This is a genomic window from Gemmatimonadaceae bacterium (assembly GCA_035633115.1).
In the GTDB taxonomy this organism is placed as follows: domain Bacteria; phylum Gemmatimonadota; class Gemmatimonadetes; order Gemmatimonadales; family Gemmatimonadaceae; genus UBA4720.
In genome coordinates this window covers 227,279-253,170 of the sequence record DASQFN010000047.1, presented here as the reverse complement: position 1 = coordinate 253,170, position 25,892 = coordinate 227,279, and the positions used below count along the sequence as shown (strand labels likewise).

Below are 25,892 nucleotides of genomic sequence, written 5' to 3'. Positions count from 1 at the left end.
CGCAGATAATGTAAGAGTTTACTAAAGCGCACGCCCGGTTTGCCGCACGCACCGTGCCCATTTACCTTCCACGCGAATGATCGAGACAATTACACGCGAGCGGCTGGTCGCGCTCCTCAACGCCGCCGCGGGCAAGCGCATCGCCGTTATCGGCGACGCGATGCTTGACGTTTATCTGCGCGGCGACGTCGACCGCATCTCTCCCGAAGCCCCCGTTCCCGTTGTCAGAGTTACGGAGAGAAAACTCGCTCTCGGGGGTGCCGCTAACGTCGCTCAGAACATCACAGCGATCGGAGCCGCGTGTGACATGGTATGCGCCATCGGTGAGGACGCCGCTGGGGTGCTCGTGCGACAGATGCTTCACGAGGTCGGTGCCAGAACACGGACCGTAGTGCGCGTCAGTCGACAGACTACAACGAAGACGAGAGTGCTGGCGCGATCGCAGCAGCTCGTCCGCTACGACGAGGAGGACGACGCGGATTTCACCGGTGCGGACATGGATAGTCTCCTGTCCTCCGCCTTGAGCGCCGTCGACGCGGCGGATGCCGTCGTGCTCGAGGACTACAACAAGGGTCTGCTCGTTCCGTCGCTGATCACTCCCGTAATAAGCCACGCCAGGAGCCGCGGCATTCCGGTGGTAGTCGATCCAAAGTACAGGAACTTTTTCTGTTACGCCGGAGCGACGATTTTCAAGCCGAATCTCCGGGAGCTCGAGTCCGCGCTTGGCGCAGAATTCAAGCTCGATCAAGCCGAAGCTCTGCCCGCGACTTTCGACCGCCTCGGTGTCGAACACCTTCTTCTCACGCTCGGCGAGAAGGGAATGGCCCTGCTTTCCGCGGACGGTGAGATCGGCCGAATCCCCACGACGGCACGAGAGGTGTATGACGTCGTTGGCGCGGGGGATACAGTGACGGCCTATCTCGCAACAATGCTTGCAGCGGGTGGAACGCCGGCCGAGGCGGCGGTGATCGCGAACTTTGCCGCGGGAGTCGAGATTGGAAAGCTTGGCGCGGCGACGGTCCAGACCGACGAGGTGATTGCGGCGTACGATCACTTCAGCGAGAGCGTGACATCGGGCGCCTCATCTCCACTCCACTAGCAAGTCGTAACAGTCGATCACGATCAATGGGAGCGGTATTGGTATCTGCTGGAGAGATACGAGGCTGGAGGCTTTTCCTGCTCGTCGTGAGCTTCATCGCGTTTGGCGGCGCGTCGTCCGCGCGCGCGCAAACCCCGCCACCGGATACGACTGCGACAGCAGACACGACCGCGGCGAAACCGGACTCGATTCATCAGGCTGACTCCGCCGTGCCGGTTGCTGTTCCCCCTTCCACATGCGGGCGGAACAAGGCTGAAGTGCAGGCGCGCAGAGTGGCCGCGGGCGCAGTTTTCGTCGGCGGGAATGCCCTGCTCTACCGCTATTTCAAGCGCGCGTGGTGGTCAGGCACGAAGGCAGACCGCTTTTTTTTTCGCTCGGACTGGGATGAGGATTTCCGCGACCAGGACAAGTTCGGACACATGCACGGCGGTTACCATCTCGCGCGGATCGGAAATGCGGTTCTGCGTGACGCATGTATGTCGCGATCCCATGCACTGTGGTGGAGCGCGGCGTACGCCACAGTGTTCCAGCTGCAGATCGAGATATGGGACGGCAGGTTCGACAAGTATGGATTCTCATACCCCGATCTACTCGCCAACACGCTGGGAATGGCGTGGGCAGTCGCGCAGCAGAAGAAACCGCCCCTTCGTGCCGTAAAGCCCACGATCTCGTACGCGAGGACAGCAGCCATGCGTAACGCGAGAAACATCCCCGGCGAGCTTCGCCCTTCGCTCGACTACTCAGGACAGACCTACTGGGTCTCGGCGGACATCAACGCGATGCTCCCGGACGACGCAAAGCCGTACTGGCCTGGTTTTCTGCGAGTTTCAGCCGGCCATTCCATTACTGACTGGATCGACGCGAAGACGGGGGCGAACATGCGCGCAAAGCGAAGAATCCTCTTGACGATCGATTTCGATCCCGAGAAGCTTCCGGGCGATAACCCAATCTGGAAAACCTTCAAGCGGAACCTCAGCTACATCCACCTGCCCTCGCCAGCGCTGCAGCTGACCCCGGACCTCGAGCTGCTCAAGTGGTATCGCTGAGGGGCCTCGTGTGCGCGGCCATTCTGCTGCCGCTGTCACTGCGAGGTCAGGCCTCTCCCTACGTTCCGGTAGACGACATCGCTTACAGCTACGTCGACGCACTGATGGCGCGAGGGTCGCTCCAGGCGCTTGCAACGCTCGAGAGGCCCTACACCGTGAACGCAATCAGAGCCGCTGCCGACACCGCGTCCGAGCGGGGACCCACGCCACGACTGGAGGGATATCTTCGCGCGCTCGAGAAAAGCCTCGAGCGATACGAGCTTCGAAAGCGCGGTGAGCCGGCGTCGGATTCGCTTCCGTTCCGCGCCAAGGCAACGTTCGACATCTACGTCACCGCGGAGACCTCGGCGCGGCAGGAGCTCATGCTCGCCGACGCAAGCAATGACGCTGAGCCGGGAATGGCCGGCTACTTCGTGCTCGGAGGCGGCAATCTCGTTGCAGCTGTCCGAGCGATCCTCGACACTCGATTGAACCGGGATCCTGATTTCACCGGAAGGAAGGATCGAAAGATCGCCGGGAGAACACAGGACGGATATGTCGGCGGACAGTGGAAATACGCGGAAGTCGCATTCGGCCGCGTGGCGAGGAACTGGGGTCCTCCCGCCGTGCATGGACTGCAGGTGAGTGGCGCGGCGTTCACGTACGATCATCTCTATTCGCGGTTCGGTACCGACAGGATCCACATCTCGAGCGTGATCGCGAGGCTCGAGAATTATGTCATCACGCCCGGCGTCGAAACGTCGCGCTATTTCTCGATCCATCGCCTCTCCTATCGCCATGGGCGCTTCGAGGGCGCACTGAGCGAAGGCTTCCTTTATACGGGAGTCGGGAGGGGGCTGGAACCGGTGGTGATCAATCCATTCAACGTGTACTCGCTGAGCTGGCGCAACGAGCGAGTGGATGGAAACCTGAGCATGGGCTTCGAGGGCTCCTGGCGTGCCGGGCGATTCGGGACATACGCTGCGCATCTGATGCTGGACGATCTCCAGATCGATAAGTGTGACACAGTATGCAACGAGCCGACATCCTATGGTTTCAGTGCGAGCGCTGAAGGACTGCCGCTCAGCGGCGACGAAAAGTGGTTTGCGAGCTACACACGCGTATCGAATCTCGCCTATCGGACCCCAAATATCGCGGAACGATACGCGAGCTTCGGAATCGGACTCGGGCGTTCGTATAGCGATTACGACGAAGTCCGGGTTGGCGCCGACATTGCGCTCGTGCCTCGAACGCCACTCAAGCTATACGTGGCACGCCGCCGGCAGGGCGAGGGCGATTACCGTGAGATCTATCCCGCGGCCGCCGACTACGAGACCACCCCCGGGTTTCTCAGTGGAGTTCTCTGGACCGTCAACCGCATCGGGTTGAGCGGGGCGGCGTCCGTGAGCCGTGATCTGCAGCTGACGGGGGACATCGGCATCAATCAGGTGAGAAACCGGCACAACGTTTCCGGAAGGGACATCACCGCTTTCGAGGGACGGGTCAAAGTCGTCTGGGTGCCGCGGTGGCTTGTCACCTTTCAGTAGCGAGATTGCTCCGGTAGCTTGAGATCAGTGTGGGCCCTTAGCTCAGCCGGTCAGAGCAGCGGACTCATAATCCGACGGTCGCAGGTTCGAACCCTGCAGGGCCCATTCGTCTCTACGTGCTTCACGCGGGTGACGAGCTTGTGCTCGTCCTCACCGGTGACGTGGTCCTGAACCGCGACCCACTCGATAAGCCGCTCGACCTCTTCACCAGCCTCGGCAGTATTACCTTACCGGACCCGTAACACTGATCATTGGCGTCCGACGCTAAGTCAGCAGTGCCGGTTACGCTATTTTTCTGTAGTACCTAAAGCGCGCTAAGAGGATATAGTGGCCACTGTGCTCAAGGAACGCGAGATGCCGACCGAGCTGGTTGATGCCTCGGATCACTTGACGCTTTCGCGGTGGCTGGCCGAAACGCTTCTCCGCTGGCGCCTAATCGCACTCGCGGTGGGGCTGATGTTCGTTGCCGCGGTGCTGGCTGTTATCTTAATCCCCCCGATCTATCGAACGCAGGTCTCCTTCGTCGCCAATACTACCGCGGGCTCGTTGCTGCCAACCGCAGCGCTCGGCGCGGCAGGACCGTTGGCGGGTCTGGCGACGCAGTTCGGCGCCGCTTCGCGGGCCGACCCCTCCGAATCACCGAACTTTTACGTCGAGCTGATTCGGAGCAGGGAGCTTCTTACCCGGCTCCTTCAATCGAGGTTTCGAGACCCGCGCGGAGCCTCACCGGGTGATAGCGCGCGATTGATCGACATCCTCCGCCTTCGCGGCTCGGATCCACAGCGACGACTGGAAAAAGGCATCAAGAAAATGTCGAAGGCGATGGGGGGGTCTTTCGATATCATGACGAACGTAGTGTTTCTCGACGTCAATGCTCGCTGGCCCGAGCTGAGCTCGGCGATCGCCAATCGCACGATCGAGCTCGTGAGCGCTTTCAATAGCGAACAGCGTGTTTCCAGAGTGCGATCGAAGAGAATCTTTCTCGAAACTCGGGTCGCCAAGGCGCGATCGGATATGGACGCCGCCGAAAACAGACTTCGACAGTTCAACGAGCAGAATCGCTCATGGCGCGCCGCCCCGGGGCTTGTATTCGAGCAGCAGCACCTGCAGCGCGAGATGGACCGCACGGCCGATCTGTATCTCAGTTTGCAGCGCCAGTATGAGAGTACGCTGCTCGACGAAGTTAACGACGCAGCGCGCATTACTGTGCTCGACGCCGGGGTCACACCACGAAAAGCGGTCTGGCCGGACTATGCAATCCTGGGGGTTGCAGTTCCCTTCGCGGGCCTTTTCCTTGGGTTAATGGTCGCCGGGGCCGCCGCTGTTTACGCTGATTGGCGCGGGCGCAATCCGCGCTCGTCGAGTTATCTCTCGAGTACGCTGCGAATGGTGAAGGGCGAGATTCGCAATGCCTTCAAGCGCTCCAGCGCGCGCAGGCTCAACACCTAGAACAGGAGCGCTGATCGCGCTCCCGATCGTTCTACTGCTGTGGGTTTTGCCGTTCCACGCGGTAACGATTGCTTTTTTCTTCGGCGTTCTCAAAACGGGAATGCAGGCGACGATGATCATGGCGTCGTGGAAGGAAGGAGTGGCCGTCATCCTCCTGGCGATCGTCGTGATGCGCTGCGTATTGTCCCGGGGACCGGGTGTCGCGATCATCGCCCCGGATATCGCGATCACCGGACTCGTCGCGTTGGCCGTCCTTTTCGCGATCGTGGAGAACCCGCTCTTCGCGGCCGGCATCCCGCCGAAGGTCGAGCTATTCGGTTTTCGAAGCTCGGTTTTCTTCATGCTGCTCTATTATTTCGGACGGGGAGTGCCGGAGATCGGTGAGCGATCGACCTACGTCAAGCACCTTTTTCGGGTCGCGGTTGTCGTCGCCGCAATCGGGATTCTCGAGCGGATCTTCGTGTCTCCCGGGATGCTCGTCGCGATGGGCGCAGCCTCTTACATGAACGACTTTCTCGGTCTTACCGTGTCGACAGCCGGCAATGACTGGGGACTGCCCTCGAATTACTGGAGCGTCCTCGGACGCCACCCGGTAAGACGGGCCGGATCGGTCTTCCTCGGGGGACAAGCATTTGCGCTTCCCTTTCTGTTGCTGATGCCGGCTGCGACAGCCTGGGTCTTCGATCCATCAAAGCGACTCAAGTTGTGGAGCCTGGCAGGCTACGCCGTCATCTGGGCGGGCTTGCTTGTGTCGATAACGCGCACGACAATCATCGTTTGCACTCTGCAGGTGGTGCTCTATTTCCTGATCTCACGTCGGCCGACGCGAGTCGTTGGAGCCGCGTTGACGGCCCTCGCTGTTTTTCTCACGGCTCTCATTCTGGTCCCTGGCCTGGCGTCTTTCGTACTGTCAACTGCGACGTTCCAAACTGCAAGCAGCTTTTCTCATATCTTCGATTGGCGAAGCGGGATCGCGGCGTTCTTCGAGCGGCCGTGGGGCCACGGTCTTGGCTCCAGCGATCAAGTCGCGGCGCGATTCGGCCGCACGCCGTTGACCGCCGACAACATCTTTCTCGGTTATGCCGTGGACCTCGGTGTTCTCGGACTTATCGGGTACCTCGCTGTGCTGGTCACGCTTGGCTTTTTTTCAATACGGCTTTTCGCGAGCGCCCCGACCGCAGGCATTCGGATGGTCGCTGCCACTGTCTTTCTCACCACGCTGGGGATCGCGCTCAACGGCACCAGCTCTTCACCATTCAACTCGGTGTTCCTGGCGTACAATTTCTTTATCCTCGCAGGCGCCGCGATAAGCGCCTACCAGCGTTCTGACTTACGGGCACTGCGGGCGCAAGCGGAGTGAGTCGCCGACGCGTGAAACCGGCCGACACTTCCTCGTGGAGCGACGCTGATCTCGACACGACGCGGTGGTCAGTCGTAATTCCCAGCTTCAACCACGCTGACGATGCGGTCAACTGCCTGGCGTCGCTGCGTGAAGCTCATTCACGACCGGAGCGAGTGATTCTCGTCGATGATGCGTCGACCGACGACGCAGTCACGACAATCGCCGATTGGGTGGCGCAATCCGGGGAATCGCATGCGGTCGTCGAGCCTGGCGAGCTCGAAACACGCGAAGGGGCCAGAGCGTGGCTCACGATTGTCGCCTCCAAAACGAACTCCGGTTTCGCGGCGTCGTGCAATATCGGCCTGCGCTTCGTTCGCGATCACACCGACGCGCCTTTTGCCCTGTTGCTGAACAACGACGCTGCAGTCGCGCCATCGTATTTCCCTGACATGGCTGCGGGAATTCGGACGGTTCACAATGTCGGCCTTGCGACCGGAACGATCTACGAATGGGATCGACGCACCGTATGGTACGCCGGCGGACGATTCAATCCGTTGAGAGCGGTGGCCGAACATTTTCTCGCTGTTCCGACCGACGGTCAGCCGCGCAGCACAGGGTTCATCTGCGGCTGCACGATGCTGATTTCACGAGCTGTGCTCGAGAGGGTCGGCCTGCTGCCGGAGCTATATAGCCCGTGCTACTGCGAGGATGCGGATTATTCTCTGAAAGTCGCAGCGTCGGGCTTCGAGCTGCTGTACGTCCCGGACGCAAAAGCATTTCATCGCGTCAGCAGCAGCCTTGGACGCGAGATCCGCTCGCCGCAGGTGATTTACTGGTTCAATAGAAACCGCGGGTACGCGATGCGCCGGAACTACAGTGGCTGGCGACGCGCCGGCGGCATCGCGTATCTCGCGCTGACGAAGCCCGCCCGCGCGCTGTGGGAAGTCCTGCGCGGCCGACCACGAAGTGGCTCAGCATTCATCCGCGGCACTCTGGCTGGACTGTTCGACCCAGTCGCAAACGACGATTCTAAAAGCGAAGCCCGGGCGAGAGGGTGATGGTGACGTTGGTGTTCCTGATATCGACCATCGCCTGGCTGCGAGGACAACCGTGACCGCTCTGAAACCAGGCATTGAGCCGGTTTTGAAACAGGGCTTGTATCGACACGGTCCCTATCGGCGCGCTGAAGCCGCCTTGCATGCCCCACTGAAGCGCGACGTCATGGGAGCACCAACGCAGGTAATCCAGCATCGGTGACGCCTGGTGAACGTCTTCATTGTACCTCGTGCGCCCAAACTCGAGGCCGAAGTAACCCCTCTTTGACAAGTAGTTGACCTCGATTGCCTGGCCCGAGGAACCCGGGCCCACGGCCGCTCCCAGCACCTCGCCTTCGTTCGTAAACCCCTGGAGCACGCGCCGGCTGGTGTACCACACCCCGGCGAATCGATTGCGTTGCGCCAGGCTCTGCTCTAGTGAAGTGTTTTCCATGCGGAGATGAAATCGGCCAGTAGGAGTGAACGCCTGTCGAGTCCATTGTAGACCGAGTGTGTAGGCCAGGCCACGGTTGGGTTGCACGACCAGATCGCCCAGGTTTCTCGGAAAGTCGAGCCTCCCCCACTCCCCATAAATCTCTGCCCCGGATGCCGGCATCACCCAGCGAGCGAACATGGAGTAAAGCTGATCGCGCCCACCAGGATAGAGCGTGGAATCGTATGGCGCGCCCGCGTTAGGCTGCCCGGTGCTATGAAGAACCTCCAGCCAGCGCAGCGCAATCTCATTCCAGCCGGTTGACGTTCCGATGACGCTGCGCGCCAGTCCGATCGAAAGGTTCTCAAGCCCGCGCGGACGGATCGACACAACCGCGGCCGATATGGATCGGCCGGTGTTGCTAGTGGCGGTGGAAAAAAACCCAGATTGGGTGAGACCGCCCGTCAGCCAGCGGAACTCGACATTGCCGGCGAGTGTCTGCAACGGGTGTGAGCTTCTAAGCAATAGATGGGGAAACCCTGGCGCGTTGTTGCTAAGCACGAGAGCGTTGTCGATGCCCGGTCCCCACCATTCGTTCTCCGTGCTGAAGCCGAACGAAACCGGACCAAAATCGGCGAGGATGGACGACTGTCCGGGGCGAAGCTGCGCTCGCGACTTGTCACCAAAACGAAGCGGCATGTCGAGCGAGTACGGGCCGTTCGCGTACCATGGAAATGAGAAGCTGCTGCGGTTCGGCGGGATCGCGGGCGATGGGATAATATTCTCAGCGCGCGGCGGAAATGAGTCGTTAGCGGTGGTGAGAATCTCTGGCGCGATGACAATGCGCAAGAAGCCGCGCTTAATAGCCACGCCTCCACTGACGCGCGTGCTCGGACCCTTCCCGGCCCACAAGCCGCCGTCGTTTCGTGAATAAGGGATCGCCGAGTTCGTGACGAGCTGCAGCTGCGGAGCAATTGCGCGAACGCCATCGGAAGGATCGTTCCCGGACCAGAACAAGGAGCTCGTCGACCTGAGGATTGGAAACGCCGGCGCCGTTCCATTGAGCTCGTTGAGACGCGCACGCATCAGTGGATAGCTCTCGACCAACCAGACGAGCGGTGCAGCTGCTGTCGGCGTGACCACTGTATCGACGTGTCGTGCGACAGTGTCCTGTGTTTCCGTCTGCGCGCCGAGTCGAAAGATAGGAAACGCCGACACCATGATAAATGCGAACCGCTTGATTCCAGCGTTCATCACTTTTCCATGCGAACGTTCGGGCGTGTATTCATCCATTGACGGCCGACCAACAGCGCGAATTCCGGAAGGCCGAGCAGGTATCGTCTCCAAAGACGGCGCGGCTCAACCACGAGTCTTGTCAGCCACTCGAATCCGTGTTGCGTGAGCCATCGTGGGCCGCGCACTGCGTTGCCCGCCACATAGTCAAACATTGCCCCGACGGAGAAAACGATTGTCGGGTTAAGCCTCTCGCGGTGCTGTGTGATCCAGGCCTCCTGAAGCGGCATGCCGAACCCCACGAGAAGCACGCCAGCGCCACTTAGGTTCACGCGGTCAATCACCTCGCGCGATGACAAATCGTCTTTTTGAAAGTGTCCGTGATGCGAGCTGACCCGCAGCCCTGGTATCGCCGACTCGAGCTTCCGCGCAGCCTCCGCCGCTACGCCATCCTTTGCCCCAAGAAAAAACATCGAAGCTCCGTTGTCGCGACAGACGGCTCCGAGGCGCTCGATCCAGTCAGGCCAGGCGAATCGCTCGGGGATCGCGCCCCCCAACACGCGCGACGCCACGTACACACCGAAGCCATCGCAGAAAATCGCGTCGGCCTTGCCCATCGCAGCGGCAAAAGCAGCATCCGACTCGGCAAGCTTCACAGCGTAAGAGTTTGCGTAGAAGACGGTTTTTGCGGTGCGGGAGCCGAGCGAGGCTTTCACGAAGCGCAGCATTCCTTCCAGGGACATGCGATCAACCCAGAGTTTTCCGATGCGCACTCTCGAAGACACGCTCGTACTTTTCAGTGGTCAGCTTCCAGTCGAATGGGGTGGCACTGTTTCGCGCCGCGAGCCGCATCTCGTCGAGACGCGCGTCTGGCAATAATAAGGCCTTGCGCAGAGTAGCGGCGGCGGTCTCATCGGGAAGCCCGGACCAGAACCACCCATTCACGCCCGGCTGCACGATTTCATCATGAATTCCCGTACGGGTGACGAGAACCGGCACGCCGGCGCTGAGGGCTTCCACGGTAGTTATTCCAAAACCCTCATGCGGCGCGGCCGAGACGAGAAGGTGAGCGCTGGCAACGAGCTGCGCCAATTCGGGTAGCGGAAGCTCACCGACGGTCCGGACTTTCGACTGCAATCCGACCGCGGCAGCCGTTCGAAGAAGACGCTCGGTCGCCCCATTCTCGTCCGGGCCAGCGATCACGAGCTCGAGGTCAGGGAATTCGTTCGCGACTTTCGGCAGCAGCTGAATGATCTTGTCGATCGCCTTCCCTTCAGTAACGCGGCCAACGCAGACAATCCTACCACGCACTCTGGCAGCCTGGGTTTCCGCGAACAAGGAGTCGATCCCGTTGGGAATGGTTACGAGCTTGTGCGGAGGAACGATCGAGCGGAAAAGGGATGCGTCATTGTCGCAGTCGGCAACAACCGCGTCGGCGGCACCCAGGCTCCGACTGAGAACGTGTCGCCAATAGAGTCGCTTGAGCGGGAGCCAGGCAGGTGTGTGAAAGATTCCTCCGTGAGTGGTGACGACGAACGGCTTTCGCTGAAGGCCCAGTGATTTTCCGAGCGCTGCCGAATCGACGAAGAAATCGATTGCGTGAATGTGAACAACGTCGAAATCATCGGTGAACCGAAGCCAGGACGGAGCGATTGGATATCGGCGGGAACCGAGGTAGGAAATGCGATGGACGGGAATCGAGTCTATGCGCGCGGACGAATCCAGCAGTCGTCCGTTTTTCAGATCGCGATCGAGCGTCACGACTTCCACGTGATGTCCACGCTCAATCAGTCCTCGACTGAGGTTCAGGACACAGCTTTCTATTCCTCCGATTTTAGGGTGGAACTGCCGTGCGACCTGCAGTATCCGCATCAAGGAGGGGGCAGGGGCCCGGCAAACAAAAAAATAACAGCGTAGGTGTTATCACAAGAATTGAAGCTGCCTCTTAGCGTCTTGCTGTCGATTGCCTGCCCGTCGAAATCACCGGCTCCCAGAAATGCGAGTCGAACCTCGAGAACTGTGTGCGTGCCGATCACAGGTCCCGTCGGATTGCCGAGCTCCGGCGGGCACGGCGGATTTGGCGGGAACACCTTCGCCGACCACTGGCCCGAAACCGTACCGTCACGCAGCTGAGTGATGTTCATGTCAACGGCAGATAGTGGACCGATCGCATCGGTCGTAGCCCAGCGCCCACTGATATCCAGCGATGATGGGTCAGTGAGAGGCGGGCCGCAGCTCGCAACGCCGGCAATCACGAGCAATGAGCGGAAAAGCCGCCAAGGCAGCTTCATTCGACGTGACACCTCTTCGCCAGTGGCATACTCACAACATCGGGTGGCGTAATATATCTTGCGAGCCTGTCAGGGGACTATTTGGAGGGTTTCTGAGAGCAAGGCTTTTCTCTACCCGAATTGGCATGTGGATCGTCGTAGTGGCCTTCACCTGGTCACCCTCGGCGAGAGGTCAGGCCCACTCAGGGGCTGGTAGCATGCATGAAGTGTTCGTCGGCACGGAAATCGAGAGCTATCTCCGCTACTTCGATCTGTCGGACACCTCGAGCACACAGGGCTGGTCAATCCGGCCGATGTCCCCCGCACAGGTCAGGGCGCTCGCGCGAGCGCTCGGCGGGCATCCTTGGGAAGCGCGCTTGTCGCGGTTCGCGGCTTCATCCTCACCATTTGAATTCCGCTTCCTGTCGCCAAACGGCAGCCTGCGCTTCAACAGCCAATTTCCATACGGGTCTAACGATGGCGCCATTTGGGCAGGCCGCGGCTTCACAATGGCCGCGCAGGGCGGATTGTACGCGCGGATGGGACCGCTATCACTCACATTGTTGCCAACTGTTTTTCGAGCGCAGAACTCTGCATTCCTGCTAGCTCCTTCCACTCTCCCTTGCGGATGCGGCCAACCGATTCACGGCATCGGTGTCGACAGGCCGCAACGGTTCGGTACAGCCGCCTATCAGCGGCTCGACCCTGGGCAGAGTTCCGTTCGCATCGATGCACTCGGCTTGAGCGCGGGTATTTCGACCGCGAATGAAGGATGGGGTCCGTCGGTCGAGTACCCATTTCTAGTCGGCAATAACGCGGCGGGTTTCCCGCACCTCTTCTTCGGAAGCTCGCGACCCATTCCGATTTTCGTCGGACGAGCGCACCTGAAGGTGATTTATGGTCGCCTTGACCAGTCGCACTACTCTCCGGTAACCGGCCCCAAGTTCTACGCCTCCCGCCTCGAACCTGGTCGGCTTCGGTTCGCAAGCGGTGTTGTGGCCACCTTCCAACCGCGCGGGTTCGACGGGCTCGAGATTGGCGGCTCTCGATTCCTTCATTCGATCTGGCCGCGCAGCGGGATCCCATCTTCTTACCTCACGAAACCTCTCCAAGCCTTTCTCAAGGTCAATCAGCCCGGCATCGATCTGCAGCTTGTTTCCACCGACAATCAACTCGCCTCATTGTTCGCCAAATGGACGTTCAGGAAATCTGGACTGGAGGTATACGCGGAGTACGGCCGGGAGGATAACAGCCACGATCTGCGCGACTTCGTGCAGGAGCCCGATCACCAGCGCGCGTACTCGCTTGGCCTTGCCAAGGTATTCGGCAAGCGCTCGTCCCAGTTCAATGTGTTTCGTGTGGAAGCGATGAACTTCCAGATGCCACCGTTGGCGACGACGGGTCGAGGCGAAGGCAGCATCTACTTTCATTCTCCGATGCGGCAAGGTCATACGAATCGTGGCCAGCTGCTTGGCGCCGACATCGGAGTCGCGGCCGCGGCGGCGTCGACCGTCAGGTGGGATCATTATTCCAATGGAGGGCGATGGGCGGTTTTCTGGCGGCGCAACGTTCGCCTGGAAACCAGCGATAGTACGCTGACAGCCGCATCGGTTCCTCAGATCTCCGACGTCCTACACGCATTTGGATACGAGCGCCTCAAATTCACGCGGCGATTCGACATCACGACTTCGTTCACGTTCATGCGGGATTTAAGCAGGGACCTGTCCAACAGTCGCTCCAATCTTAATGCAGCGGTTGCGATAGCGTTGCCAAGATAAGCCGCTACATCGAGAAGCTGTTCGCCTCGACGTGCGCCAGCCATTGTCGAAGGAGTTTGTGAGCCACGGTCCTTGGCGGAGACCAGCGGATGGGCACGGGCCAGCAGACACCGATCTCGGGATCGTTCCAAACGATTCCCGACTCGACCCTTCTGACCGTGAACGCAGTGGTTGCGCTATTCCCTAGCCCTACGTGCATTGTTAACTTTCGGATTGGCTTCGTTCAGGGCTCGCTCCGCACAGGTCAGCCCGCTTGGCGGTGTCTCCCTTTCGGTCGCGTAGCTCAGCCGGTTAGAGCGCTGGTCTCACATACCAGAGGTCCGGGGTTCGAGTCCCTGCGCGACCATGCACGGTTCGACCTGGCCACGATTCCCTTTTTCAATTCATTTCCATCACTGATGAAATCAAATCGACTGCGGCTGCTGATCGTGCCCGCAATTCTGTTCGCCGCGCCGACCCTTCTCCGTGCGCAGAATCCGCAGGGTCCCACCGAAGCTCAGCGGATGCTCGAATCCAATCCACTCCTCCTCCAGCAACTCCGACAGCGTATCCTGTCGAGCGGCCTGACGCCGGAGCAAGTCCGCGCGAGGCTTCGCGCAGAGGGTTATCCCGAAACGCTGCTCGACGCGTACTTGCCTGGAGGCACCGGCTCGGGAGCGGAAATAGTCAACGCCGGCACCCCCGACGATGTGCTGAATGCCGTGAGCCAGCTTGGAATCATCGACACGCTCGAGGCAGAAAACCTTCGCTGCGCGACGATCGACACACAGGACAGCCTGAGGGCGATCACTGATACAAGTGCAGTGGGCCGAGCCCGCAGAGCCGTCGCGCTCGCGGCTCGTCAGCGCTGTCTCGAAAGACTCGATTCATTGAACTTCGGCCGCCTGTCGCCCGCCGATAGCGCGCGGCTGAAGGCTCAACAGGACAGCGGCTTCGTGATCTTCGGGCTCTCCACCTTCCGCCAGCGAACAACGCAATTCGAGCCTAATCTCGCCGGTCCGGTCGATCCGAATTATCGCCTGGGCCCGGGCGATCGGCTCGTGCTAATTCTCACCGGCGATGTGTCGCAATCGTATACGCTGCCTGTGACGCGCGAAGGATTCATCGTCGTACCTCAGGCCGGCCAGATCTACGTTAACAATCTCACGATGGGGCAGCTCGAGGACATTCTCTACGCGAGACTCGGCAGAGTTTACTCGGGAGTGAGACGAGGTTCAGGAGCTACGACGCGCTTCTCGATCAATGTCGCGAGCCTCCGGACGAACCAGATCTATGTGGTAGGCGATGTGATGCAGCCCGGCAGCTACCGGATCTCCAGCGCGGGTACTGCTCTTTCTGCTCTATACGCGGCGCGCGGACCGACTGACAATGGGTCCCTGCGCAATGTGCAGATCAAGCGAGCCGGAAGAATCGTCGACATTCTCGACGTTTATGACTACCTGATCAACGGTGATGCCTCACATGACGCCAGGCTGCTAAATGGCGACGTCGTTTTCGTGCCCGTGCACAGGAGTCGCGTTCGCGTAGTGGGTGAGGTGGTCAGGCCTTCTACGTACGAGCTGAAGACGAATGAGACGCTCGCGGATGCGATCCGTTTTGCCGGAGGATTCACACCGACGGCGGCGCGCACTCGCGTTCAGATCGAGCGAATTCAGGCTCCCAATCAGCGGGGCGAGGGCGGCCGCGACCGCGTGACAATCGATATTGCATCGTCGGAGTTCATCGAAGGCACCGGACCGAATGTGCCGGTGCTTCCGGGCGACGTGATCCGCGTTTTCAAAGTCACCGAGAGAGTTCGCAATCGTATCGCCGTTTCCGGTAACGTCTGGCAGCCGGGCTCGCTCGGCCTTTCACCCGGAATGACCGTATCGCAGGCATTGCGCGCGGCCGGCGGCGTGAAGCCCGACTCCTATCTTGGACAGGTACTTGTCACACGACTCAACTCGGACTCGACGAGAGTTCAGCTCCACGCTGTGTTGGCCGATACGACCGGGCGAGTCGTTGGCGACTTCCCACTCCGCGAAGACGATCAGATTCGCGTCTTCTCCGTCTCGGAGTTCAGACCTGAGCGATACGTCGCGATAACCGGGGCGGTGCGGCAGAGCGGCCAGGTGGCGTTTCGCGAAGGAATGACGGCGCGTGATCTCATTCTGCAAGCGGGCGGCCTCGAGCAAAGTGCCGACCTTCGTGAGGCGGAGATAGCGCGGCTTCCCGCCGACCGTCGCGGTGGACAAACCGCAACGACTAGCCGTGTTCCGCTCGACTCGAGCTACATCTTCGAGCGCGGACCTGACGGAAAGTATTTTGGGCCGCCGGGACTTCCCGCCGCGAACGGCTCGATGCCCGAGATTCCCCTCAGACCTTACGACAATGTCCTGATTTTCCGTCAGCCTAACTGGGAGCTGCACCGTACGACGGTCGTATCAGGCGAAGTGACGCGGCCTGGCACGTACTCGCTCACGACAAAAACGGAACGAATCTCCGATCTAATCCGCCGCGCGGGCGGGCTTACACCAGAGGCATACGCAGACGGCGTCACTTTCTATCGAGCGACCGATAAGGTGGGCCGAATCGGCATTGCGCTGCCAGAGATTCTTCGCAATCCGCGATCGCGCGACAACCTCCAGCTGCAGGACGGTGACTCGATTTTCATTCCGCGGTTCAACGCGGTCGTGAACGTGAAGGGCGCTGTAAACTCTCCGGTTGCGGTGACATACGTACCGGGCCGCTCACTGGAGTATTACGTTCGTGCAGCGGGTGGAGTGACCCGAAGGGGCGACCTCAGGTATGCATACGTGACTCAGCCAAACGGAAAGGTCGAAGCAACGACCGGGAAGTTCATCTTCAGGAACGATCCGCGGCCTCGGCCCGGCAGCACTGTCTACGTTCCTGAAAAGGACGCAAGCGAGCGCCGCATTGATTACATCGCGACCATCGGCTCGATAGCACAGCTTGCTGCAAGCTTTGTAGCAATCGCGATAGCCTTGCGCAGATAGCGAACGTGTTGATCGCTCAGCAGGAGGAGGTCGCGCGCATCGACGAGATCAACGATGCAGCGCCGTGCCTTGCCTGAAGAGCGAAGCCAACCCCAACAGATAGATTCGAGCCCGCGGCCTGTCGCGTCTCGCGCGCCGTCATTCGGTGCCGTCGTGCTCAACTGGAACAGCGCGCGGGAAACGATGGAATGCGTGGAGGCTCTCGAAAGGGCTGACACGCCGCCTGACCACGTCGTTGTCGTGGACAACGGATCAGAGGATGACTCAGTGGAGCGGCTCGAGGTATGGGCGGACGAGCATTGGATCTGGCGACTGAGCACCGGCACGAGCGGAAGAAGCAGCACCGAACATACCCCATGGCTCGTGATCGCCAGGGCCGGCGCGAATCGGGGATTCGCGGGCGGTAGCAACGTCGGCATTCGTTACCTCGCGCAGCGAACCACCGTATCGCATTTCGTTCTGCTGAACAGCGGCACTACGATCGTTCCGGATTTTCTTGTCGAGATTGGCCGAGCGATCGAGCGGAATCGACTGGCCGGCCTTCTCAGCGGCACGATCTTCGAGGATCCGCAGCGCGATCGAGTCTGGTATGCCGGCGGAGTTGCGCACTCATTGCGCCCCCTTGTCCGGCACAAGTATGACGTGCCTGAGTCGTCTGAAGCGGCCCCGACCGACTTTATCACCGGATGCGCCATGGTGATTTCGCGGACGCTACTCGATCGAATCGGCCTGCTCGCCGAGTGTTACTTCCCGGAATGTTGGGAAGACCGAGAGTATTCGCTGCGGGCACGCAACGCTGGGTTTGCGGTCTTGTACGTGCCGAAGGCGACGGTGTACCGAAGGCCTCCCGAGGCGATGACGCAGGGTGTGGGGCCCGCCCTCCATCAATGCAGGAATCGTCTCGGTGTATTTTACGTCCGCCGAAACTATCGCGGCTTGAGAAAGGCTGCGGCGCTTACCTACCTGGCCGTTACCAAACCCGGGCGCGCACTCGTGGAGACGGTCAAGGGTCATCCAAAGAGTGGCTGGGCAATTCTGAGGGGGACGATTGAAGGGTTCGTGAGTCCAGCCGCCAAGCGCTAGTCGATGACGCAGAGTTTCCCCGCCCACGGCGAGCTGGGAGCCGCCGAGCTCCTTACTGAGTCGCTTCGCCTTTCCGCTGCGCCAATTTATTTCTGCGCGATTCCGTAAACTTTTGCGCGCGCGGTGATCGCCCGCTCGACCTGTTGCTGAGCAGCCGTGTAGACGTCGCCGAAGTGCACGTCCGACATCTCGCCCGGCTTCGCGCCCTTCCCTACCACTTTCTGATGCTTGCCCGAAGGACCATACGAGCGTGGAGTCCCCGAAGTGAAAACCGCGACAACCGGAACACCGAGGGCGTCGGCGATATGCATCGGAGCGCCGTCATTGCAGATCAGGAGATCGCAGCTCCCGATGAACCCCATCAGCTCGCGCAGAGATGGCGTCACGTAACACGCCGGAGTTCGAAGCGGGAGCCGCTCCCCATGGCCCTCCGGATCCACGAGTACAACGATGCGCGCTCCATAACCTTCGGCGAGTGAATCGGCCACCTCGGCGAACCTTTCTGCCGGCCACCGCTTCGTGGGATGGCTGCCCCCAACGTGAAGTGCGACGATCAAATCGCGCGGAGCGATGCCCATCAACTCGAGAGCTGCCGCAGCTTCGTGTCGCTCCTCCGGAAGGAGTGTCAGGCGCGGGGCGATCGGTCTGCCGCTCTCGCTCCGCGTGATGGCCTTGGCCCCTCGCTGAGAGCCGAGGGCTTCCATCAGCTTGAGCCAGTCGCGGACCCTGTGCTGTCCGCGCGGCGGCGCCGGAATCGCATCGGTAAGGAGGAAACTGCCTCCTCCGAATGCGTAACCGACCCGTCGCCGGGCATGTGTCGCGAATGTCACGATATTGTTCCGGAAATCCATCCTGCAATCCACAGTCAGGTCGAATTTCGCTTCGCGTAAGCGACGGAACAGAGACGAGATCGCGTCGCGATCATAACGGGAGAGCTGGTCTTCGTCGCTATCGGCCGTCCACGGGAAAACGAACGGTATGACTTCGTCGACTAGACCGCTGCCGCGAAGCAGCTCTTCGGCGTGGGGCTTTGCGAGCAGCGATAGCCATGCGTCCGGATAACGAGCTCGAAGCGCTTGCAGCGCCGTAGTTGCGATGACGACGTCGCTCACACTCCATATCTCAACTACCAGAATTTTCCAGATTCCTTCGACGGGCCCGCGCTGGCGCGGCAGCAGCAGCGCTGCGAAAGGCCGAGCGAGTGCATCGAGAGTTCCCAGCAGCAGCCGCCTGCCCAGCGTGACCCGCCATGTCTCAGCCATTGCAGCTCACCGCGCGTGGACTTCCTGAAACAGCTTGGCGTACTACCTGGCGATTTTTTTCCACGTGTAATTCTTCCTGATCCGTTCCGAGGATGATTCGGTCTCCAGCCAGCGATCGCAGCTCTCGGTGGAACGGGCTGTCGTAGTTTGCGCCGCCGGCAATGGGCAGCTTCTTAGAGCAGGCGCGACGTCCACGTCGCGGGAACCAGAGGCGACTCGATCTCTATCGGAAGGTGGTAATCGAAAGGCTTCGTTCCGTGCGCTGAAATCCAGTCGACAATGGTCTGCAGACCATCGCGCAGCGGCACGGTAGTGCGATAGTCGAGCAGACGACGCGCCTTGTCCGCCGAGCATGTCGCATAGCGAACCTCGCGCGGCCTGTCGGGCACCATGATCGGATCGAGCGGGAAGTTCAGCAGCTCAGCGATGATCTGCGCGAGCTCGAGAATCGACACGTATTCCTCGTCGGGCCCGATGTTGATCGTCTCTCCGACAGCGACATCCAGCGTGCCCATCCTGATCAGCGGATTCACGCAGTCCTGAATGAACGAGAAGCAGCGCTTCTGCCCCCCGTCACCGTAAATCACCGGCTGCTTTCCCTGCAGCATTCGGTTGATCATGATGCTGGCTACGTTGCGATACGGATCGTCGTACTTCTGCTTCGGGCCGATGATATTGTGCGGCACGGCAATGGTGTACTCGATGTCGTGCGTCTCGCACACGTTCCGCACGACGAGCTCACTCGCGAGCTTGGCTATCCCATAGGGATCGGCAGGCTCGAGCGGCTGATCCTCCACATAGGGAACGGGCCCGTTCCCGTAGCGCGCCATGCTGGAGCAATGGACGAATCGCCTCACATCATTCGTGGCCGCAGCCGCGAGGACGGTCGCAGTGTTGGTGTAGACGTGAGTCGCGATCAGGGCCGGCGAAAAAACACTGAGACCTTCCGTCGCTATTGCCGCCGCATGGAAAATGACATCGACACCTTTGGTCAGCCGCTTCATCGCGTCGAGATCGTTGCAATCGGCAACCTCGAATTCGATTCCTTCCGGAAGGTTCTGGAGGTCCCCGCCGATCATGTTGTCGCAGCCTACGACCTCATCGTTTCTCGCGATGAAGGCATCGGCAAGATGGCTTCCCAGAAATCCGGCGGCGCCGGTTACGAATACTCTCAACACTTCCTCGGATCGGGTCTTCTAAAGCGCCACAGTGTGGGCGTCAGGATGCGGTAAAGAAAACTCGCGCGTGTGGCGCGAGCAGACTCACAATTTGGATGAAGCCACCGGCGGAATCAATCACTCCGTTACCGCCAGCGCGGCTGCAGGACGGTCAGTAGGCGCCGGTTCGCCTGACGACGGCTGGCAGCGTTCGGGCCATGATACTTACGTCCAGCCAGAAGGTCCATTGCTCGATGTACTGCCTGTCGAGGTACACGACGTCCTCGAAGTCGACCACCGAGCTGCGTCCGCTGACCTGCCACAGCCCGGTTATCCCTGGCTTCGCATCCAGGCGACGGAAATGGTGGTCCTGATATGTTGCGAAATCCGCTTCGAAGAACGGGCGCGGTCCAACGAGCGACATGTCACCCCACAGAACGTTCCAGCACTGAGGAAGCTCGTCGAGACTCCAGCGACGTAGCAATGCCCCGAGTCTCGTTACACGCGGGTCCTGCGGGATCTTGAAGAGCCGTGAGTCACCGGTATGGTTGAGATGGGCCAGCGTATGCTTTTCCGCGTCCGCACCCACGCGCATCGTCCGGAACTTCAGCATGCGGAAGCGGCGCCCGCCAAGCCCGGCCCGGTCCTGCGTAAAGAATACGGGACCCGGCGAATCCAGCCTTAAAGCCAAGGCGATAAGGAGGAAGACAGGGGAAAGAACCACCAGCCCCAGTGATGCCCCGACGAGGTCGACAATCCGCTTGATGGTAATAGCCGATGCCTTCAGCACTGGGGCCCCGAGCTCGAAGAACGGCTGATCCTGATGCCAGACGAGAGCCGGCCGAACTCCGGCAATCTTCACCGCGCGCGCCGGATAGAGCAGCTGACACCCGGCCGCCAGGGTCGCTTCACGAACGCTAGTTATCTGCTGGTCGTTCAGGTGTTCGCACACCACAACCGTCTCGGCCTCGTGGGCATCTATGATGTCCGCGACCTCCCAGATGGTCCCCACGGAGCCGTCGAATTTTCGCGGTCCAATCGTGACGTAGCCGGCCAGTGAGTAGTCGCCCCCAGCGGCCAGCACGGCGCGCTCGAGCTGCAGACTCGACTCCCTACGGTCGGTGATAAGGAGAGCGGGAGCCGCGCCCCGTGGACCGGGCCACACCTTGCTCAGGAAGTTCTCCGCGAGTCCGCGAACTCCGAGCAGAACGAACCAGCTTACCGTGACGGTGAGTATGTACACCGAGAGAGCACCCACCAAATCACCGCCACTGACGAGCTTCCACAGAACGAACCCGCAGGCGAGTCCAGCGCCGGCAAGGAGTCTGAACTTGCCGTTGAGACTGCGGTGCCGGCTGTAGCAGCCTGTGAAAACGAGGCTCAGAAAGAGGAGGGGGCCAAACACCGGCCCGCCGTAGCTCCCGGCAATCGCTTTTGCAAACTCCGACGAGATCCACGTGCCCAGAGCGGACTGCTCCGTGGCCGCACGGGCCAGAAGTGCGCAGATCGCTATTGCGGCAATGTCGGCGGCGAGGAGCACGCCCAAGCGCGTTGCAATTCGCGCCGTGTGGCGCTTCACGGAAACGGGCCGTCGCTCCCGCAGGCGCGTGCGGACGTGCAGGGGCGATTCGGCGCGCCCCGATGCCATTGTTGGAACCGGCGAAGAGGTGAGGCGCAGGTGGTGCTGCTTCGCCAGCGCCGAGCGTTTTGCCATCAGCTATGGTGGAGGATGAGACCCTGACGACGAGCACGCGACACATATATGTCGCGCGGACTCGGCTCGGCTATGGGCAAGTATTCTGCCACGCCCTCGCTGAAGGCAGGGGTCAGCGCGACCGCCCGGGGGTAAACGAACCGCGCCTCAGAGTAAGCGTTTGGTTCCGGATGTCCAATACCGAATTGCCCTTTGGGCATCCCGACTGTTCCTGAAAAAGGCGTTCAAGCAGTTCCCATACGTAATTTCGGCGGAAATATAGCCGAATCGGCCGCCAGCATGCGCTCGCGCGCCCGGATAGATGCTGACATCGTGAATACAGTAACCCTGATAGAGCGGAAACCCATAGGTGCTATGGATGTCCTCGTTCCATTTGATCCGTCCGCCGAAGATGCCGAAACTCCAATTGGAGTCCATATAATCGGCGGCGAGCCACTGGCTAGGGGCGCCGGGCTGGAATGCCCACGCAAGAACCAGCGGCTGTATGAACCGGGTGAGTGAGTCGAGCGCCAGGCGAGGACCTGCCTGAGCGGCCGGTGACCGCGGCGCGCTCAGCGATGCAAACACAACACTCGACGCGACGACACCGATGAAGTGAGAGTGCACCCTTCTTACGAGCGGCACCTGATACCTTGACTTAGATTTTCCGGCTCGCAAGAACAACAATCAGAGACCGATTAGTGGAATAACGCTGTCTTGAATGAGAGCAAAACTTATAGTAGGACGCAAAGCAGGAACAGCGTGACGGCGGGTTTCCGGCTCGGCACGGCGGTGGCGGGCGCGTTGATTCTCGACATGTCGATCGCGTGGGCGCAGCCGTCAACAACCGAGGGTGACTCTTTCCGATCGGAAATCTTCGTCGGCAGCCAGCCGGAGAATTGACGCTTGTCCGGAGCTTCAATCGAGAGTTCGCCGCCGATGCCTCGAGCATCAACGCCACTTTCGGCGCACGCTACAACATGAATTATGCGGACTATGACGCGTAAAGGAATCATTCTCGCGGGTGGATCGGGAACTCGTCTCTGGCCATCTACCCGCGTGTTGTCGAAGCAGCTGATTCCCGTGTTCGACAAACCGATGATCTACTATCCGCTGACGACGCTGATACTCGCCGGAATTCGCGAGATCCTTGTGATCAGCACTCCGTCAGACCTCCCACGCTTTCGTGAGCTGCTCGGCGATGGGCGGCAATTCGGAATCGAGTTTTCGTATGCGGCGCAGGAGCGACCGGAGGGACTCGCACAGGCTTTCATCATTGGCGCGGACTTCATCGGGCAGGATAGCGCGGCACTGATACTCGGCGACAACATTTTCTTCGGACAGGGAATGCCCGAGCAGCTTCAGACGGCCGCGTCCGAAACTTCGGGGGCCACGATCTTCGCCTATCACGTAAAGGATCCCGAGCGATATGGAGTGGTGGAGTTCGATGCCGACGGCCGCGCGAAGAGCATCGAGGAAAAGCCGGACAAGCCAAAGTCCTCATACGCCGTGGTTGGTCTCTATTTCTATGACAACTCGGTTGTCGAGCTCGCTCGCGGGCTGGCGCCGTCTGCGCGCGGCGAGATCGAGATAACGGATCTCAACCGGAAATATCTGGAGCGCGGAACGTTGAGCGTGCAGACGCTCGGCCGCGGCATTGCATGGCTCGACACCGGAACGCACGATGCGCTTCTTGCAGCGTCGAACTTCGTCGCGGTCGTCGAAGAGAGACAGGGACTGAAAATCGGCTCACCCGAAGAAGCTGCTTATCGCATGAGATTCATTGACGAGGATGGGCTTTTGAAGCTGGCCGACGGCTTGGGATCGAGCGCGTACGCTGGATATCTGAGATCGCTGCTCGACGAGCTGAGGCCTGTCAGGTGAAGGTTCGCGAGACTTCGCTGCCCGGAGTGCTGCTCGTGGATCCACAGGTTTTCCGCGATGAGCGCGGATACTTTCTGGAGACTTTCAGCGCCCGCCGTCTGGCGGGTACCCCTTTGCCGCAGCATTTCGCGCAGGACAATCACAGCCGGTCGGCGCAGTCTGTCGTCAGGGGACTTCATTACCAGCTGGACCATCCACAGGGAAAGCTGGTTCACGTCGCGCGCGGAAAGATCTTCGACGTTGCGGTGGATATCCGGCGCGGTTCTCCGACCTTCGCAAAATGGGTCGGGGTGGAGCTGAGCGACGAAAACCTTGCGTCGCTCTGGGTGCCCGAGGGCTTCGCCCATGGGTTCTGCGTGTTGTCGGAAGTGGCCGACGTGATCTACAAATGCACGGTTCCCTACGAAGCGACCGACGACAGAGGGATTGTGTGGAATGATCCACTGATTGGAATCGAGTGGCCAATTCACGAGCCGCTTCTTTCGCCAAAGGACGCAGCGTACGCGCCAATAACGAGTGACCGCTCTGACTTGCCGGTCACCTAGATGAGGCGACTCTTGGTCACGGGTGCCAGTGGAATGACAGGCGCCGAAGTGAGCGAGCGCGCGCAACGCGCTGATTGGGCAGTTTTCCCCTATTCGCGAGCCGAGCTGGACATCACGGACGCAGCTGCCGTCGAGGCGGCGGTTCGAGCATGCCGTCCGGATGCGATCATCAACTGCGCCGCGTACACCGCGGTTGACCGCGCGGAGTCGGAGCCGGAGCAGGCTGCGGCCGTCAACATCGATGGCACGCGCAACATCGCCCGCGCAGCCAGCGCGGCCGGGTTTCCAGTCATTCACCTGTCCACCGACTATGTTTTCGGCGGGGATGAGGGAATCCCATATACGCCGGATGCGCCGACTGCCCCGCTAGGTGTGTATGGAAAGACAAAGCTCGCCGGCGAGGACGCCGTCCGTGAACATGCACCCCGCCACGTCATCATCAGGACGTCGTGGGTGTTCAGCCATCGCGGGGCGAATTTCGTGAAGACAATTCTGCGGCTCGCCGCCGAGCGGGATGAGCTGCGCGTGGTGGACGATCAGATTGGACGTCCAACGTCGGCGGCAGACCTCGCCGACGCTCTCCTTGTGGTTGCAGATTCGGTGGCCGAACACTCGCCCATCAAGGGCACATATCACTTTGCCAACGCGGGTGAGACAAGCTGGTTCGATTTTGCCAAGGCGATTCTCGAAGAGCTATCGACCAGAGGGGAAACCCACCTGCCTCGGCTTGTCGCTATCAGGACGAGTGATTATTCGACGGCTGCGCGGCGGCCGGGGTATTCCGTGCTCGACACAGAAAGCTTCGCTGAACGCTTTGGAGTCGTGGCGCGACCCTGGCGCGACGCATTACGCGACACGATCAGCCTGACACTAGCCGAAACAGCCACGCGCGCATGACAGGCCATACACCTCGCTCGATGCTGGTCACGGGAGGAGCAGGCTTCATCGGTGCGAACTTCGTCGAACATGTTCTGCGGACGGACCCCGAGGTCCACGTCACCACGCTCGACGCGCTGACCTACGCCGGCTCGCTCGACAATCTTTCAACTGTGATCGACGACCCGCGCCACGATTTCGTGAAGGGCGACATCACCGATCGCGAGCTGGTGGACGAGCTGATCCGGGAGCGTCCGATCAACACGGTTGTGCATTTTGCCGCCGAATCGCACGTCGACCGATCCATCTCGGGGCCAGCGGCATTCATCGAGACGAATCTGGTTGGCACATTCACTCTTCTCGAGGTAGCACGCGAGGCGTGGCTGTCGAACGCCACAAAGAACGACTTTCGGTTTCACCACGTCTCGACGGACGAGGTTTTTGGCAGTCTCCAGGAAGGCGAGCCACCGTTCAACGAGCGAACGCCGTATTCTCCGAACTCTCCGTATTCGGCGAGCAAGGCAGGGTCCGATCATCTCGTAAACGCGTACCATCACACGTATGGCCTGCCCATCACGATGACGAACTGCTCGAATAACTACGGGCCGTACCAGCACGCGGAGAAATTCATTCCGACGGTCATTCGGTCGGCGCTGGCTGAAAAGCCGATTCCGATTTATGGCGCCGGACTGAACATTCGCGATTGGCTCTACGTAGCTGACCACTGTGAGGCGATCGATACCGTCGTGCGGCGCGGCCGCGACGGGCAGACCTATCTCATCGGCGGGCAGAGCGAGCGCCGGAATATCGACATCGCGACGGAGATATGCGGCATTCTCGATGAGATGCGTCCACGCGCCCGCGGGAAGTATGCAGATCTGTTGACTTCGGTAACCGACCGGCTTGGGCACGACTTCAGGTACGCGATCGACTGCTCACTGATCGAGAAGGAACTTGGCTGGAAACAACGCGAGACGTTCGCATCGGGAATCCGAAAGACTGTCGATTGGTATCTGGCGAATCCGGCGCACTTCGAGCGGCACTCATGACCGCGGCGTTGGCGTGACACTGGCACCGGCGCTCCCTGGGTCTGTAGATTGCGCAAGGACAATGAGTTGGCACTTTCACTGCGGTTCGCCGTGAACCGGAAGGACGCTTTTTTGCGTTCCGAACCAACCCGAGTCGC

At 60.4% G+C, this 25,892-nt stretch carries 21 protein-coding genes and 2 tRNA genes; 16 read left to right on the top strand and 7 right to left on the bottom strand.

Going from position 1 to position 25,892, the window contains the following annotated elements:
• Positions 1-76 precede the first annotated feature (76 nt).
• The 7 genes from VES88_05685 to VES88_05655 all read left to right on the top strand — a co-directional run bounded on the left by VES88_05685 (position 77) and on the right by VES88_05655 (position 7,520).
• Positions 77-1,099, top strand: a complete 1,023-nt coding sequence (locus VES88_05685; protein HYN80973.1) for a PfkB family carbohydrate kinase — start codon at positions 77-79, stop codon at positions 1,097-1,099.
• Positions 1,100-1,137: 38 nt separating this feature from the next.
• A complete protein-coding gene (locus VES88_05680; GenBank protein HYN80972.1) occupies positions 1,138-2,145 on the top strand; it encodes a DUF2279 domain-containing protein in 1,008 nt (335 codons plus the stop codon).
• Complete coding sequence (locus VES88_05675; GenBank protein HYN80971.1) at positions 2,133-3,671, top strand: hypothetical protein; 1,539 nt, start codon at positions 2,133-2,135, stop codon at positions 3,669-3,671. Before VES88_05680 ends, VES88_05675 begins: the two co-directional genes overlap by 13 nt.
• A gap of 31 nt (positions 3,672-3,702) precedes the next feature.
• Positions 3,703-3,776, top strand: a tRNA-Ile gene (locus VES88_05670).
• Between the two features lie 222 nt (positions 3,777-3,998).
• Complete coding sequence (locus VES88_05665; protein ID HYN80970.1) at positions 3,999-5,120, top strand: hypothetical protein; 1,122 nt, start codon at positions 3,999-4,001, stop codon at positions 5,118-5,120.
• Positions 5,080-6,480, top strand: coding sequence for an O-antigen ligase family protein (locus VES88_05660; protein ID HYN80969.1), 1,401 nt, complete (start codon positions 5,080-5,082; stop codon positions 6,478-6,480). Before VES88_05665 ends, VES88_05660 begins: the two co-directional genes overlap by 41 nt.
• Before the next feature lie 11 nt (positions 6,481-6,491).
• Positions 6,492-7,520 carry a glycosyltransferase family 2 protein gene (locus VES88_05655; GenBank protein HYN80968.1) on the top strand — a complete coding sequence of 343 codons (1,029 nt, stop codon included), beginning with the start codon at positions 6,492-6,494 and terminating at the stop codon, positions 7,518-7,520.
• On the opposite strand, the gene VES88_05650 is transcribed toward VES88_05655, so the two are convergent.
• From VES88_05650 to VES88_05635, 4 genes are read right to left on the bottom strand one after another with little or no spacing between them, the layout of a single operon-like run.
• Complete coding sequence (locus VES88_05650; protein ID HYN80967.1) at positions 7,492-9,183, bottom strand: capsule assembly Wzi family protein; 1,692 nt, start codon at positions 9,181-9,183, stop codon at positions 7,492-7,494. The two genes, VES88_05655 and VES88_05650, sit on opposite strands and share 29 nt — an antisense overlap.
• Positions 9,183-9,905, bottom strand: a complete 723-nt coding sequence (locus tag VES88_05645; protein ID HYN80966.1) for a WecB/TagA/CpsF family glycosyltransferase — start codon at positions 9,903-9,905, stop codon at positions 9,183-9,185. Before VES88_05645 ends, VES88_05650 begins: the two co-directional genes overlap by 1 nt.
• A gap of 4 nt (positions 9,906-9,909) precedes the next feature.
• Positions 9,910-11,034, bottom strand: a complete 1,125-nt coding sequence (locus VES88_05640) for a glycosyltransferase family 4 protein (GenBank protein ID HYN80965.1) — start codon at positions 11,032-11,034, stop codon at positions 9,910-9,912.
• Positions 11,034-11,453, bottom strand: coding sequence for a hypothetical protein (locus VES88_05635; GenBank protein HYN80964.1), 420 nt, complete (start codon positions 11,451-11,453; stop codon positions 11,034-11,036). Before VES88_05635 ends, VES88_05640 begins: the two co-directional genes overlap by 1 nt.
• 197 nt (positions 11,454-11,650) lie before the next feature.
• On the opposite strand from VES88_05635, the gene VES88_05630 reads away from it, so the two are divergent.
• From VES88_05630 to VES88_05615, 4 genes are all read left to right on the top strand, one after another.
• Positions 11,651-13,210, top strand: a complete 1,560-nt coding sequence (locus VES88_05630; GenBank protein HYN80963.1) for a capsule assembly Wzi family protein — start codon at positions 11,651-11,653, stop codon at positions 13,208-13,210.
• Positions 13,211-13,482: 272 nt separating this feature from the next.
• Positions 13,483-13,556 (top strand) — tRNA-Val (locus VES88_05625).
• A 52-nt stretch (positions 13,557-13,608) separates the two neighbouring features.
• Positions 13,609-16,206 carry an SLBB domain-containing protein gene (locus tag VES88_05620; protein HYN80962.1) on the top strand — a complete coding sequence of 866 codons (2,598 nt, stop codon included), beginning with the start codon at positions 13,609-13,611 and terminating at the stop codon, positions 16,204-16,206.
• A 54-nt stretch (positions 16,207-16,260) separates the two neighbouring features.
• Positions 16,261-17,289: a glycosyltransferase family 2 protein gene (locus VES88_05615; GenBank protein ID HYN80961.1), complete on the top strand. Its 1,029-nt coding sequence runs from the start codon at positions 16,261-16,263 to the stop codon at positions 17,287-17,289.
• 86 nt (positions 17,290-17,375) lie between these two features.
• On the opposite strand, the gene VES88_05610 is transcribed toward VES88_05615, so the two are convergent.
• The 3 genes from VES88_05610 to VES88_05600 form a co-directional block, all read right to left on the bottom strand.
• The gene (locus tag VES88_05610) at positions 17,376-18,551 is read right to left on the bottom strand and encodes a glycosyltransferase family 9 protein (GenBank protein ID HYN80960.1); all 1,176 of its coding nucleotides are present in this window, start codon (positions 18,549-18,551) and stop codon (positions 17,376-17,378) included.
• A gap of 173 nt (positions 18,552-18,724) precedes the next feature.
• On the bottom strand, positions 18,725-19,726 hold the full coding sequence (locus VES88_05605) for an NAD-dependent epimerase/dehydratase family protein (protein ID HYN80959.1): 1,002 nt from the start codon (positions 19,724-19,726) through the stop codon (positions 18,725-18,727).
• Positions 19,727-19,880: 154 nt separating this feature from the next.
• Positions 19,881-21,422, bottom strand: a complete 1,542-nt coding sequence (locus VES88_05600) for an exopolysaccharide biosynthesis polyprenyl glycosylphosphotransferase (protein HYN80958.1) — start codon at positions 21,420-21,422, stop codon at positions 19,881-19,883.
• 741 nt (positions 21,423-22,163) lie between these two features.
• On the opposite strand from VES88_05600, the gene VES88_05595 reads away from it, so the two are divergent.
• The 5 genes from VES88_05595 (at position 22,164) to rfbB (ending at position 25,755) form a co-directional block, all read left to right on the top strand.
• Positions 22,164-22,304 carry a hypothetical protein gene (locus tag VES88_05595; protein ID HYN80957.1) on the top strand — a complete coding sequence of 47 codons (141 nt, stop codon included), beginning with the start codon at positions 22,164-22,166 and terminating at the stop codon, positions 22,302-22,304.
• A gap of 93 nt (positions 22,305-22,397) precedes the next feature.
• Positions 22,398-23,285 (top strand): glucose-1-phosphate thymidylyltransferase RfbA, encoded by an 888-nt coding sequence (gene rfbA, locus VES88_05590; protein HYN80956.1) that lies wholly within the window; start codon positions 22,398-22,400, stop codon positions 23,283-23,285.
• Positions 23,282-23,830 (top strand): dTDP-4-dehydrorhamnose 3,5-epimerase, encoded by a 549-nt coding sequence (gene rfbC, locus VES88_05585; protein ID HYN80955.1) that lies wholly within the window; start codon positions 23,282-23,284, stop codon positions 23,828-23,830. Before rfbA ends, rfbC begins: the two co-directional genes overlap by 4 nt.
• Positions 23,831-24,727 carry a dTDP-4-dehydrorhamnose reductase gene (gene rfbD, locus VES88_05580; GenBank protein HYN80954.1) on the top strand — a complete coding sequence of 299 codons (897 nt, stop codon included), beginning with the start codon at positions 23,831-23,833 and terminating at the stop codon, positions 24,725-24,727. It abuts the gene before it with no gap.
• A gap of 20 nt (positions 24,728-24,747) precedes the next feature.
• Positions 24,748-25,755, top strand: a complete 1,008-nt coding sequence (gene rfbB, locus VES88_05575) for a dTDP-glucose 4,6-dehydratase (protein ID HYN80953.1) — start codon at positions 24,748-24,750, stop codon at positions 25,753-25,755.
• Positions 25,756-25,892 lie beyond the last annotated feature (137 nt).